This window comes from Pseudaquabacterium pictum (assembly GCF_005403045.1).
Taxonomy (GTDB): domain Bacteria; phylum Pseudomonadota; class Gammaproteobacteria; order Burkholderiales; family Burkholderiaceae_C; genus Pseudaquabacterium; species Pseudaquabacterium pictum.
Window position 1 is genome coordinate 312,350 of sequence record NZ_BJCL01000001.1, and the last position, 12,393, is coordinate 324,742.

Sequence of the window (12,393 nt, forward strand, 5' to 3'; positions counted from 1 at the left end):
ACAGCCGGTTTCCCTTGTTCAGGGGGCGCCGTGCGGCGCAGGGCGGCGTCCAATCTTTCACGGCGCCCGGTGCGGTCTGCACGCACCACGGCGACCCGCCCGAACCACCCCACACAAGGAGCATCCATGCCTGTCCTGCCGACGTTCCGCCGCCTGCTGGCGGCTTGGTGCCTGCTGGCGCTGCCCGCGCTGGTGGCCGCCCAGCCCAGTACCGCCTTCGTCAAGCGCCTGTCCGATGTCGAGGCGCTGGCGGCCAACCTGGCGACGGCCGTCAACGACCTGCGCAACCAGAATGCCGCGCTGGTGTTCCAGGTGAACACGCTGGCCACGGACGTCAAGCAGCTGACCGCCCGGTCGCAGGCGATGGGCACACAGCTGAACACCCAGTCGGCCACGATCGCCAGCCTGCAGGCGGCACTCGACCAGAAGATCGCCGAGACCCGCAGCCATGCCGACAATGCCGCCAACCTGGCGCGGGCCAGTGCCAATGCGTACTCGGACAGCCGCCTGGCGCCCGTCAGCGACAAGCTGGTGCATGTCAGCCGCAGCGGCAACAACCTGCTGATCAACGGCGCCAACGTCTTCATCCGCAACGGCCTCGGCAGCACCTACAGCACCGGCAATGGCCTGGGCAACCTGATCCTGGGCTACAACGAATCCCGCAACCAGGGCGCCGCCAACCCGGATGTGCGCACCGGCTCCCACAACCTGATCGCCGGCTCCGGCGCCAACTTCACCCGCAACGGTGCCTACATCACCGGCATCAACAACACCAGCAATGGCCACCACGCGTCGGTCCTGGGCGGCACCGGCAACATCGCCACCGGCACCTACTCGGTGGTGGTGGGCGGCTTCAACAACCAGACCACCGGCAACTGGGCGACGATCCTGGGTGGCCGCGACCGCACCGCGGCCCAGCAGCTCGACCACCTGCCCTGAGCAGGCCGGGCCCCGCCGCTGGCGGCCAGCCGTGCGGTGGCCGGCGCAGGCCGTCGCCCGCCATGGGCGACACTGCAGCCTGCACGCCGCCCCGCCATGCCGATCCGCGACAAGAAGCCCATGCCCGCCAGGCCGACCGCTGCTGCAGCGTCGGCCGACGCCACCGCCCGACCGAACGGCGACCAGCTCGACCGCTACGACATCGCCATCCTCGGCGAACTGCAGCGCGATGCCCGCCTGTCCAACGCCGAGCTGGCCACCCGCATCGGCCTGTCGGCGGCGCCCACCTGGCGGCGTGTGAAGTGGCTGGAGGCCCAGGGCATCATCACCGGCTACCGCGCCGAGATCGACCGCCGCAAGATCGGCCTGGGCGCACTGGCCTTCGTGCGGGTGGATGCCGAGCGCAACAACGCCGAGGCCACCCAGGCGCTGGAAGACGCCATCCGTGCGCTGCCCGAGGTGGTGAGCTGCCACTACATCAGCGGCGCCGGCACCTTCGAGCTGCAGGTGCTGACCACCGACCTCGACGCCTACAGCCGCTGGGCGATGGACACGCTGTTCAAGCTGCCCAACGTCAAGGACATCCACACCAGCTTCTCGCTGGGCGAGGTGAAGTCGGGCGCGGCCCTGCCGCTGGGCCACCTGCGCGCCCCCGGCCGCCTGCCGCCCGCATGACGGCTGCCGACGACCATGCCGCGCTGCTGGCCCAGCTGCGCCGCCCCGGTGCCTGTGGCGGCCACCCCGATGGCGCCGGCCTGGTGCAGACCCACATCTCGTCGTTGCTGCTGTGCGGCGGCCAGGTCTACAAGCTGATGCGGCCGGTGGCGCTGCCGTTTGTCGATTTCTCCAGCCTCGACAAGCGCCGCGCGGCCTGCGACGAGGCCCTGCGGCTGAACCGCCGCACCGCGCCGCACTGGTACCAGGCGGTGGTGCCGGTGATCGGCGCCGCCGGTGGCGCCTGCATCCCGGCCGCCGGCCGGCCGCGTCCCGACGGCCCGCTGCTGGACTGGGCCCTGCAGATGCGCCGCTTCGACGACCGCCTGCTGTTCAGCCGCCTGGCTGCCCGCGGTGAACTGGCGCCGCTGCACATCGACGCCCTGGCCGGCGTGCTGGCCGCCTTCCACAACAGCCTGCCACCGTCGCCGCCGGCCTTCGGCGACCCCGCCGCACTGCAGGCCGCGGCGGCGCTGAACCTGCAGGAGCTGGCCACGCTGCTGGCCAGCCCGCGCTGGCAAGGCCTGCCGGGTGCCGCCGAAGCCGCCGCCAGCGTGGTGCAGGTGCAGGCCTGGGTGGCCCGCCGCGGTGCCGAGCTGGCTGACCGCATGCAGCAGCGCCGTGCCGCCGGCCAGGTGCGCGAAGGCCACGGCGACCTGCACCTGGCCAACCTGGTGTGGTCCGACGGCGCGCCGGTGCTGTTCGATGCGCTGGAATTCGACCCCGCGCTGCGCCACATCGACCTGGTCGGCGACCTGGCCTTCGCCTGCATGGACCTGCTGGCGGCCGGCCTGCCGGCGTTGGCCTGGCGCCTGGCCAGCGCTTGGCTGGAAGCCACCGGCCAGCATGACGGCCTGCCGTTGCTGGCCTGGTGGCTGGTGCACCGCGCCGCGGTGCGGGCCAAGGTGGCGCTGCTGTCGGCGCCTGGGGACGCCGCAGGCGCCGGCCTGCCCGATGGCCTGCAGCGCTACCTGGCGGTGGCCGCTGCACTGTCGGCGCCATCCGCATCACCGCCCTGGCTGGTGCTTACCTGCGGTCTGTCGGGCTCCGGCAAGACCGTGGTGGCCGGAGCGCTGGCCGAGCGCCTGGGCGGCATCCGGCTGCGCAGCGATGTGGAACGCAAGCTCCTGGCTGGCCTGCCACCCACGGTCCGCGGCGGGCCGGATCTCTACACGCCGCAGGCCGGCGCCGCCACCTATGCCCGGCTGCAGCAGTTGGCGGGCGATGCGCTGGCCGCCGGCGTGCCGGTGGTGGTGGATGCCGCCAGCCTGCAGGCCGCCGAGCGCCAGGCCATGCAGGCGGTGGCGCAGCGCAGCGGCGCCGGCTTCCGCGTGCTGGTGTGCAATGCGCCACTGCCGGTGCTGGCCGAGCGGGTGCGGGCGCGCCTGGCCGCTGGCACCGATGCCTCGGACGCCACGCCCGCCCTGCTGGACCAGCAGGCCACCTGGGCGCAGTGGCCGGGGCCCGACGATGCCGCCCACACCCGGTGGCTGGACACCGATGCGCCGCTGTCCGAGGTGCTGGCGCGCGTGCAATCCCTGGCACTCTGAGCCGGCCGCTGCCGCCGCACGGCGGCCGGCGTGGCAAATCACCACCGGCTGTGAGCCGTTTGCGGCCAGCATGTTGCGTTGGCAGGCAGAGGGTCTCGCCCCGAGGCCCGCCATGCCCACCGGCAGGAGTGCCCACCATGTCCATCCAACGTCCCCGTCGCCTGGCCCGCCTGGCCGCCTGCCTGGTGCTCACCGCGCTGGCCACTGCAGCCCAGGCCCAGCCCGCCGCCGACACCCACCTCGACTGCGCCCAGCTGCATGCCGAGCTGACGGCGCTGGCTGCCGGCCAGCCCGCCGCGGCGGCCGACAACAACGCCACCGCCGGCGCCCAGCTGCTGGGCGCGCTGGCGCAGCAGGCCGCGGCCCGCAGCGGCCGGTCGGCCGGCGGCCTGGGCAGCATGCTGGGTGGCCTGGTGGGCGGCGGTGCGCCAGTAGCGCCGGCCGCCCAGGGCACGGCCGGCCAGGTGCTGCAGCTGGTGCAGGTGGCCCAGGCGGTGCAGGGCGCACCGTCGGGTGACACGGCCCAGGCGTCATCCCAGGCCCAGGCGCAGGCCGCCGCCGTGGCCCAGGTGGCCACGCTGCAGGCCCTGGCCCAGCAGCGTGGCCTCGGCCGTGGCCAGGCCGAGGCCAGCGGCGTGCTGAGCATGCTGGGCGGGGTGCTCAGCGCCGCCCAGGCCGCGCAGCCGGTGGCCACGCCCGGCGGCGGTGCGCTTCAGCAACTGGCCGGCTCGCGCCAGGAGCAGCTGGGCGGCCTGTACCTCGCCAAGGGCTGCAAGGCGCCTGGCTGAGCCCGGACATCCAGCGTCCTGAGGACGCTGGGTGCCTGGCGAAGCGGCCGGGCATGCAAGCCCGGCCGTGGGTTCAGCAGCGCTGCAGGATGGTGACGGCGCAGGCCGCTTCGTCGAAGCCCATCACGCCGCCACCGTTCTCCGCCAGGCCGATGTGGGCGCCAGGATGCTGGCGCTCGCCGGCCTCGCCGCGCAGCTGCAGCGCCAGTTCGTGGACCATCGACAGACCGGTGGCGCCCACCGGGTGGCCCTTGCTGACCAGCCCGCCCGACAGGTTGATCGGCTGCACGCCGCCGAAGCTGGTGGCGCCGCTTGCCACCCAGGCGCCACCCTGGCCCATCGGGCAAAAACCCATCATCTCGGCCTGGTAGAGCTCGCAGAAGCTGGTGGCATCGTGCACCTCGGCCACGCTGACCTGCTGCGGCGTGATGCCGGCCATCGCATAGGCGCGCCGGGCCGCCAGGTGGCTCAGCCCGGGCTCGTCCAGCCGCCGGTACTTGCCGCCGGTGAGCACCGCCGCCGGGATGCGCAGCGCGCGCTCGCGCACCGCTGCGGGCAGGGTCTTCAGGAAGGCCTCGGAGCACACCAGCGCCGCGGCGGCGCCGTCGCCGATGGGCGCGCACATCGACCTGGTCAGCGGCCAGCTCACCATGCGGTCGGCCAGCACCTGTTCCGGGCTGACCTCGAAGCGGTACTGCGCCAGCGGGTTCTTCGCGCCCATCGCGTGGTTCTTGCTAGCGCCGATGGCGATCTGCGCGGGGGTGCTGCCGTGGTGCTTGATGTGCCAGGCCGCCTGCATCGCATAGGTGTCCATGAACAGCGTGCCGCCGCCGTCCTTGGGCAGGAAGGGCTTGCCGGCTTCCTCGCCGGCCGCGGCGTAGTAGGCCATCCAGTCGGCCGGGTCGAGCTGGTCGATGCCGTTGTCGAAGATGGCCTGCTGCTTGGCCGCCGCGTCCGGCACGGTCTCGGGCACGTAGGTCTTCTCCACGCCCATGGCCAGGCTCAGGTCGGCGGTGCCCGACAGCACATCCTTCCAGGCGCCGTGCAGCGCCATGCTGGCGGTGGCGCAGCCGCCTTCGACATTGGTCATGCCCACCCGCTCGGGGAACAGGCCCTCGCGCACCAGCGGCGTGAAGCAGACCTGGCCGCGGATGTTGCCCTGGCCCCACTGGGCCATGCCGCAGTTGCCGAACCAGGCATTGGCGATCTGGTCGCCGCTGTCCAGGCCGGCATCGGCCAGCACGGCCAGGTAGGCCTGGCGGGTCAGGTCCTTGAAACTGGCGCCGGGCTGCTTGCCGAAGCGGGTGCAGCTGGTGCCGATCAGGTAGGCGTCGGGCATGGTGGATTCCTCCGTTCAGGCGCTCAGTTCAGGATGACCGGCAGGGTGGACACGCCGCGCATGGCCAGCGCGTCGACCCAGTCGGTCTCGCCGGGCGCGCGCCGGATGCTGGCAAACCGCTGCACCAGCGCGCCGATGCAGCGCTGGCCTTCCAGCCGGGCCAGCGGCGCGCCCATGCAGAAATGCGTGCCGAAGCCGAAGGTGAGGTGGCGGTTCGGCGTGCGACCCAGGTCCAGGCCCTGCGGGTCGCTGAAGGCACGCGGGTCGCGGTTGGCGGCATTGGCGAAGCCGAACACCCGGTCGCCGGCGCGCAGGGTCTTGCCGTCGATCTGGTGGTCCACCTTCACCACCCGGGCCAGGGCGTTACTGGGGCCGTCGTAGCGCAGGAATTCCTCGACCGCGCTCTGGATCAGCGCCGGATCCTCGCGCAGCCGCTGTAGCTGGCCGGGGTGGTCGAGCAGGGCGTTCACCGCATTGCCCAGCAGGTGGGTGGTGGTCTCGTGGCCGGCAAACAGCACCAGCATGCAGGTGGCCACCAGCTCGTCTTCCGTCAGCCGGCCCTCGTCGTCGCGGGCCGCGATCATGCGGCTGACGAAATCCGTGCCCGGGTCGGCCCGGCGTTGGGCGATCAGGTCGCGGAAGAACCTGGCCAGCCGCTCGGCACCCCGGCGGGCCACGGCATAGCGGTCGCCGTCGGCGCGGGCGCCGCCGATGAAGGCACGCAGCTCGTCGGATGCCTCCTTCAGCTCCGGAAAGTCGCTGTACGGGATCGCCAGCATGTCCATGATCACGTAGGCCGGCAGCGGCGCCGCCACCTGACGGGCCCAGTCGACGGGCTGGCCAGTCGGCAGCTGGTCGAGCAGGTGGTCGACCACCCGGGACACCGGGCCGTCCAGCGCCTCCAGCGCCTTCAGGTTGAACACCGTGCCGACCAGGCGGCGCAGCCGGGTGTGCTCGGGCGGATCGCGGAACACCATCCACAGCGCCATGTAGCGCATCACCTCGGCCAGGGTGTCGCGCCGCTCGCCCTGCAGCTGGGCATAGAACGGCCGCAGCCGGTCGGGCGACATCTGGTCGGTCAGCAGCATCTGGCGCACGTCGTCGTAGCGGGTCAGCACCCAGGCCTTCAGCGCCGGGCTCCAGTGCACCGGGTCGTCGTCCTGCAGCCGGGCGTACAGCGGGAACGGGTTGCGCCGCACGGCGGGGTCGGCAGGGTCGTAGGCCAGGGCTGTCATGCGGCGCACCCTAGCGCAGCGCGGGCGCCGTTGCTGGCCTGCAGGTGACACGGCCGGGCGGCGCGGCCTGCAGGCTTTCCCGGCTGGTGCGGCGCGGTGGGCCTGCTAGGCTGACGCGAGGCCGACTTCTGTCCGACAACCCGACCACAGCAGCTGCATGGACACCCTCGACGACACCAGTGTGCTGATCCCCGACGTGTTCGAGGTGCATGCCCGCACCCACCCCGACAAGGAGGCGGTGGTGTGCGGCCCGGTGCGCCGCAGCTGGGGCGACTTCGCTGCCAACATCAACCGGGTGGCGAACGCGCTGAATGCCCGCGGCATCGGCCCCGGCTGCCAGGTGGCGGTGCTGATGGGCAATTCGGTCGAGATCCTGGAAGTCATGTTCGGCGTGGTGCGCGCCGGCGCCTGCGTGGTGCCGCTGTCGGGCCTGCTGACCGGCGAGCAGCTGGCAACCTTGATCGACGACAGCGACGCCGTGGCCCTGTTCGCCACAGCTGATTTCATCGACCGGCTGGGTGCACACCGCAGCCGCTGCCCGAAGCTGCGGGCCGACGGCCTGGTCAGCGTGTTCTGCGACTCACCCGGCTGGCAGGGCTTTGCGGCGTTCCTGGGCGATGCGCCCACCACGCCGCCGCCGGCCAGCTGCCATGCCGCGCTGCCGTTCAACATCATCTACAGCTCGGGCACCACCGGCCTGCCCAAGGGCATCGTGCAGACCCACCGCACGCGCACCCACTGGGCGATGTTCAATGCCATCGAGCAGGGGTTTTCCGAGCGCAGCCGGGCGCTGACCACCACGGCGCTGTACTCCAACGGCACCTGGCTGACCATGCTGCCGTCGCTGTTCGTCGGCGCCACCTGCGTGGTGATGCCGGCCTTCGACGCGCGCGACTTCCTGGCCACGCTGGTGCGCGAGCAGATCACCCACACCTTCATGGTGCCAGCGCAGTTCCTGATGGTGCTGGCCCATCCCGAGTTCGACAGCTTCGACACCAGCAGCCTGCAAACCCTGCTGTGCGCCGGCAGCCCGCTGCGGCGCGACACCAAGCGCGAGGTGCTCAAGCGCTTCGGCAACAAGCTGATCGAGCTCTACGGCTTCTCCGAGGGCTTCGGCGCGATGCTCAAGCCCGACCAGCATGCCCACCGCTTCGACAGCGTCGGCCGGCCGGTGATCGGCTGCGAGGTCTGCATCCTCGATGACGAGGGCAACGTGCTGCCGCCCGGCGAGGTGGGCGAGATCGCCGGCCACGGCGCCGGCATGATGGCGCGCTACCACCGGCGCGACGAGCAGACCGCCGCGCTGATCTGGCGCGACGCCCGCGGCCGCAGCTGGATCCGCTCGGGCGATGTCGGCAAGCTGGATGCGCAGGGCTTCATCACCTTGGTTGACCGCAAGAAGGACATGATCATCTCGGGCGGCTTCAATGTCTTCCCGACCGACATCGAGGCCATCGTCGGTGGCCATCCGGACGTGCTGGATGTCACCGTGATCGGCATCCCGCACGACAAATGGGGCGAGACGGTGCTGGCGCTGGTGATCCCCAAGGCCGGTGTGCAGCCAGACGCAGCGGCCATCGTCGGCTGGGCGAATGAGCGGCTGGCGCGCCACCAGCGGCTGGCCGCGGTGGAGTTCCGCGCCGAGTTTCCGCGCAACGCGCTCGGCAAGGTGCTCAAGCGCATCCTGCGCGAGCCCTACTGGGCCGGAACCGGAACCGCGATCTGACATGCCAGCAGCCCTGCACACGCTCCAAGGCATCCGCATCCGGCCGCCGGCCGATGACCTGCCGCTGTCCGACCGCCGCAACCGCGTGATGTGGTTGAACAACGACCGGGTGTTCTACGCCGGCTTGCTGGGCGCGGTGAGCACCCGCACCATGGGCGGCTGGCTGGTCTATGCGTCGCTGGGCGCGCCGCTGCGCATCGCACTGGAAGAGGCCGACGCCGGCATCACCGCCGCCGACGCTCCCTGGCAGGCGGCCCAGCTGGCCGTGGTGCCGCCCTGGGTGCCGCACCGCGTGGCCTGCGACGAGCGGCTGATCTGCAGCATCACCATCGAGCCCGAAACGGTCGACGAAACCGCCTTGCCGGCCTGGGTGCGCCTGCATCCCGGCCCGGTGCCGGCCAGCCACCCCGATGCGCTGCCGATGCTGCAGCGGGTGCGCGCCGCCCACACCTGGCTGCGCACCCAGGGCCGCCAGGTGGCCTGGCAGACCGCCTGCTTCGACCAGGCGCTGTTCGGCCAGCCGCTGGCGCCGCGGCAGATCGATGCCCGCATCGCCCAGGTGCTCGACAGCATGCGCGACGACCCGGCCCAGCTGACCACCGCCCAGGACTGCGCCGCCCGGGTGGGGTTGTCGTTCTCCCGCTTCCTGCACCTGTTCAAGGCCGAGGTGGGCACGCCGTTCCGCAGCCTGCGCACCTGGAAGCGCGCGCGCAGCCTGCTGCACCATGTCACCCGCGACACCAACCTGGTGCATGTGGCGCTGGACACCGGCTACCCCGATTCCACCCACTTCAGCCACAGCATCCGTCAGGTCTACGGCCTGAAGCCACGTGACCTGTTCGCCGGCTCGCGCCAGCTCACCGTGCTGGGCGACAGCCCGGCCGCCCGGGCCGCCGCGCGCGCCGAAGCCTGGCGCTGACAGCGGCCGGCCAGGCCGGCGGGTTGATCCAGCACAAACCGGAGACAGCCGAAGCGGGGTTGTCTGCGCAATCCGCCACGCCGGATCGGTGCATTTAGCTGACCAAGTTGGTCGGGCATCAAGCCATGACCGCCGGCGCCGACATCCGCTGGGTCTCTCCACCCACCATCTGGATGCCCCCATGCGTCAGAACCTGCCCGTCACCCAACGCGAATTCGACTTCCCCGCCGATGCCACGCTGATGTCGAGCACCGACACCAGCAGCCACATCACCTACGCGAACGAAGCCTTCATCCAGGTCAGTGGCTTCGAGCGTGACGAGATCCTGGGCAGCCCGCACAACATGGTGCGCCACCCCGACATGCCGCGCGAGGCCTTCGCCGACATGTGGGAGACGCTGAAGTCCGGCCAGTCCTGGACGGCGCTGGTGAAGAACCGCCGCAAGGACGGCGACCATTACTGGGTGCGTGCCAATGCCACGCCGGTGGTGCGTGGTGGCAGCGTGGTGGGCTACATGTCGGTGCGCACCAAGCCCTGCCCGCTGGAGGTGCAGGAAGCCGAGACCCTGTACCGCGACTTCCGCGAAGGCCGCGCCGGCAGCCGCGCCTTCCACCGCGGCCTGGTGGTGCACAAGGGCCTGATGGCCTGGCGCTCGGTCGGACAGACCCTGCCGATCACCTGGCGCCTGGCCCTGCCGCTGGTGGTGAATGCGGTGCTGGCGCTGGCCACGGCCCACTGGCTGGGCCTGGACGGCGACGGCTTCGGTGGCCTGGCCGCACTGGGCGGCGTGCTGGCGGTGGCCACGCTGCTGGCCTACTGGCTGCTGCAGGCGCAGATCGTGCAACCGCTCAAGCAGGTGCTGGCGCAGGCGCAGAGCGTGGCCGCCGGCCAGGCCGGGCAGAACCTGCACTTCGACCGCGTCGACGAGATCGGCATGCTGATGCGGGCGGTCAACCAGTCGGGGCTGAACCTGAAGTCGCTGGTCGACGACGTGGCCCAGCAGGTCAGCGGCGTGCGCCAGGCCAGCGACACCATCGCCAGCGGCAACAGCGACCTGAGCCAGCGCACCGACCAGGCCGCATCGCAGCTGCAGCAGACCGCCTCGTCGATGGCAGAGATGACGGCCACGGTGCGCACCAACACCGAGACCGCCCAGACCGCCACCAGCCTGGCCGGCGAGGCCAGCGCAGCCGCCAGCCGCGGGGGCGACGTGGTGGGCCGGGTGGTGGGCACCATGTCGGAGATCAGTGCCAGCTCGCGCCGCATCGCCGACATCATCGGCACCATCGACGGCATCGCCTTCCAGACCAACATCCTGGCGCTGAACGCGGCGGTGGAAGCCGCCCGCGCCGGCGAGCAGGGCCGCGGCTTCGCGGTGGTGGCCAGCGAGGTGCGCAGCCTGGCCCGCCGCTCGGCCGATGCGGCCCGCGAGATCAAGCAGCTGATCCAGGCCAGCGTGCAGACGGTGGAGGCCGGCAGCAGCCTGGTCGACGACGCCGGCCGCGCGATGGGCGACATCGTCAACAAGGTGAGCCAGGTCACCCAGCTGATCGACCACATCAGCCAGGCCTCGGCCGAGCAGATCCAGGGCATCGACCAGGTCAACACCGCCGTCAGCCAGCTCGACGACGCCACCCGCCGCAATGCCGGCCTGGTGCAGGACAGCACCCAGTCCGCCGCCCGGCTGCAAGACCAGGCCGAGCGCCTGGCCGAGGCCATCGGCGTGTTCAATTCCCGGACCCGCTGAGTGCCTCCTGGCCGCGGTGGTCTGGGGGCGGCTCCCCATTTGATGCAGTGCACGCATGCTCCAATGCGCGGGCGCTGCAGGGCAGGGCGTTGATCTGACGCAGACCCGGCAGCCCGACGCTGCGCCTCAATGGCGGCACGCGGGCCCCGGTGCTGCCATGCCGGCTCCACCGGCCCGCTCTGGAGACCGCCCTTGCGCCGATACCCCACCACCAGCCCCGTGGCCGATGCCCGGGGCGGCCTGCGCCTGCTGGTCGACGGCACCCGCCATGTCACCGGCCTGGTCGAGGCGCTGCACGGCCAGGTGCAGCGCCTGGCGCCGCCGCTGCGCCGGCGCGACTGGCTCGACGCCGACCTGGGCGGTCCGGCCGCCCAGGACGACCTGCCACCCACCCGCGGACTCACCGGGCTGGTCTACCGCAGCATCCAGGGCACCACCCGCCTGGTGGGCGACGGGCTCGACGGCCTGCTGGCCCCGTTCGACCGGGCGCTGGCCGTGCCAGCCACGCCGTCGCCCCGGCGCGATGCCCTGGTGGCGGCGCTCAACGGCGTGCTGGGCGACCACCTGCTGCGCAGCGGCAACCCGCTGGCGCTGCCGTTCCAGCTGCGCCAGGGCGGCCAGCCGCTGGATGCCGCCACGCTGGGGCCGCAGGCCCCGGGCCGGGTGCTGCTGCTGGTGCACGGCCTGTGCATGAGCGACGGGGGCTGGTGCCGCAACGGCCATGACCATGGCCAGGCCCTGGCGCCGGCGCTGGGCGCCGCGCCGGTCTACGCCTTCTACAACAGCGGCCTGCACATCAGCCAGAACGGCAGGGCCTTGTCGCAGGCGCTGGAGTCGCTGCTGCAACGCTGGCCCACGCCGCTGACCCGGCTGGACATCGTGGGCCACAGCATGGGCGGCCTGGTGGCCCGCAGCGCGCTGGCGCAGGCGGCCGCGGCCGGCCACACCTGGCCGGCGCGGCTGCAATCGCTGGTGTTCCTGGGCACGCCGCACAATGGCGCGCCGCTGGAGCGGGCCGGCAACTGGCTGCACCGGGTGATGGACCTGAGCCCCTACGTGGCGCCGTTCACCCGGCTGTCGCGGCTGCGCAGCCAGGGCATCACCGACCTGCGCCACGGCAACCTGCTCGATGCCGACTGGCAGGGCCACAACCGCTACGACAGCGCCGACCACCGCACGCCGGTGCCGCTGCCGGCCGGTGTGCAGGCCTGGGCCATCGCCAGCACGGTGGGCGGCCCGGGCCAGCGCGGCTCGCTGGTCAGCGACGGCCTGGTGACGGTGGACAGCGCCCTGGGCCACCACCGCCGCCCGGCCATGCGGCTGGGCCTGCCGGCCGGCCACACCTGGGTGGGCCATGGCATCCACCACCTCGATCTGCTGAGCGACCCGCTGGTCTACCGCAAGCTCCTGTCCTGGATGGGCTGAGCCACCGCTGC

10 protein-coding genes are annotated in these 12,393 nt (G+C 72.2%); 8 read left to right on the plus strand and 2 right to left on the minus strand.

All coding sequences use genetic code 11. From position 1 onward, the window contains the following. Positions 1 to 126 precede the first annotated feature (126 nt). The 4 genes from FFT10_RS01305 (at position 127) to FFT10_RS01320 (ending at position 3,991) form a co-directional block, all read left to right on the plus strand. The gene (locus FFT10_RS01305; protein ID WP_137730958.1) at positions 127 to 939 is read left to right on the plus strand and encodes a hypothetical protein; all 813 of its coding nucleotides are present in this window, start codon (positions 127 to 129) and stop codon (positions 937 to 939) included. Between the two features lie 96 nt (positions 940 to 1,035). Beyond that, positions 1,036 to 1,614: an Lrp/AsnC family transcriptional regulator gene (locus FFT10_RS01310; RefSeq protein ID WP_137730959.1), complete on the plus strand. Its 579-nt coding sequence runs from the start codon at positions 1,036 to 1,038 to the stop codon at positions 1,612 to 1,614. Further along, the gene (locus FFT10_RS01315) at positions 1,611 to 3,203 is read left to right on the plus strand and encodes a bifunctional aminoglycoside phosphotransferase/ATP-binding protein (RefSeq protein ID WP_137730960.1); all 1,593 of its coding nucleotides are present in this window, start codon (positions 1,611 to 1,613) and stop codon (positions 3,201 to 3,203) included. Before FFT10_RS01310 ends, FFT10_RS01315 begins: the two co-directional genes overlap by 4 nt. 137 nt (positions 3,204 to 3,340) lie before the next feature. Beyond that, positions 3,341 to 3,991 (plus strand): hypothetical protein, encoded by a 651-nt coding sequence (locus FFT10_RS01320; RefSeq protein WP_137730961.1) that lies wholly within the window; start codon positions 3,341 to 3,343, stop codon positions 3,989 to 3,991. Positions 3,992 to 4,064: 73 nt separating this feature from the next. Here FFT10_RS01320 and FFT10_RS01325 read toward each other — a convergent pair whose 3' ends face one another. Continuing rightward, positions 4,065 to 5,330, minus strand: a complete 1,266-nt coding sequence (locus tag FFT10_RS01325) for a thiolase family protein (protein ID WP_137730962.1) — start codon at positions 5,328 to 5,330, stop codon at positions 4,065 to 4,067. 23 nt (positions 5,331 to 5,353) lie between these two features. Beyond that, entirely contained in the window at positions 5,354 to 6,565 is a 1,212-nt protein-coding gene (locus FFT10_RS01330; protein WP_137730963.1) for a cytochrome P450, read from the minus strand. A gap of 157 nt (positions 6,566 to 6,722) precedes the next feature. Here FFT10_RS01330 and FFT10_RS01335 point away from each other — a divergent pair, with 157 nt between their 5' ends. The 4 genes from FFT10_RS01335 to FFT10_RS01350 all read left to right on the plus strand — a co-directional run bounded on the left by FFT10_RS01335 (position 6,723) and on the right by FFT10_RS01350 (position 12,382). Further along, positions 6,723 to 8,291: a class I adenylate-forming enzyme family protein gene (locus tag FFT10_RS01335; RefSeq protein ID WP_137730964.1), complete on the plus strand. Its 1,569-nt coding sequence runs from the start codon at positions 6,723 to 6,725 to the stop codon at positions 8,289 to 8,291. Between the two features lies 1 nt (position 8,292). Then, the gene (locus FFT10_RS01340; RefSeq protein WP_228026904.1) at positions 8,293 to 9,210 is read left to right on the plus strand and encodes an AraC family transcriptional regulator; all 918 of its coding nucleotides are present in this window, start codon (positions 8,293 to 8,295) and stop codon (positions 9,208 to 9,210) included. 181 nt (positions 9,211 to 9,391) lie between these two features. Beyond that, positions 9,392 to 10,957, plus strand: coding sequence for a methyl-accepting chemotaxis protein (locus FFT10_RS01345; protein WP_137730965.1), 1,566 nt, complete (start codon positions 9,392 to 9,394; stop codon positions 10,955 to 10,957). Between the two features lie 192 nt (positions 10,958 to 11,149). Continuing rightward, positions 11,150 to 12,382 carry an esterase/lipase family protein gene (locus FFT10_RS01350; RefSeq protein ID WP_228026905.1) on the plus strand — a complete coding sequence of 411 codons (1,233 nt, stop codon included), beginning with the start codon at positions 11,150 to 11,152 and terminating at the stop codon, positions 12,380 to 12,382. Positions 12,383 to 12,393: the final 11 nt, after the last annotated feature.

Coding starts and splice junctions, on each gene's coding strand:
- FFT10_RS01340 (WP_228026904.1), top strand. CDS start 8,293: ATGCCAGCAGCCCTGCACACGCTCCAAGGCATCCGCATCCGGCCGCCG.
- FFT10_RS01315 (WP_137730960.1), top strand. CDS start 1,611: ATGACGGCTGCCGACGACCATGCCGCGCTGCTGGCCCAGCTGCGCCGC.
- FFT10_RS01330 (WP_137730963.1), bottom strand. CDS start 6,565: ATGACAGCCCTGGCCTACGACCCTGCCGACCCCGCCGTGCGGCGCAAC.
- FFT10_RS01325 (WP_137730962.1), bottom strand. CDS start 5,330: ATGCCCGACGCCTACCTGATCGGCACCAGCTGCACCCGCTTCGGCAAG.
- FFT10_RS01310 (WP_137730959.1), top strand. CDS start 1,036: ATGCCGATCCGCGACAAGAAGCCCATGCCCGCCAGGCCGACCGCTGCT.
- FFT10_RS01345 (WP_137730965.1), top strand. CDS start 9,392: ATGCGTCAGAACCTGCCCGTCACCCAACGCGAATTCGACTTCCCCGCC.
- FFT10_RS01305 (WP_137730958.1), top strand. CDS start 127: ATGCCTGTCCTGCCGACGTTCCGCCGCCTGCTGGCGGCTTGGTGCCTG.
- FFT10_RS01335 (WP_137730964.1), top strand. CDS start 6,723: ATGGACACCCTCGACGACACCAGTGTGCTGATCCCCGACGTGTTCGAG.
- FFT10_RS01320 (WP_137730961.1), top strand. CDS start 3,341: ATGTCCATCCAACGTCCCCGTCGCCTGGCCCGCCTGGCCGCCTGCCTG.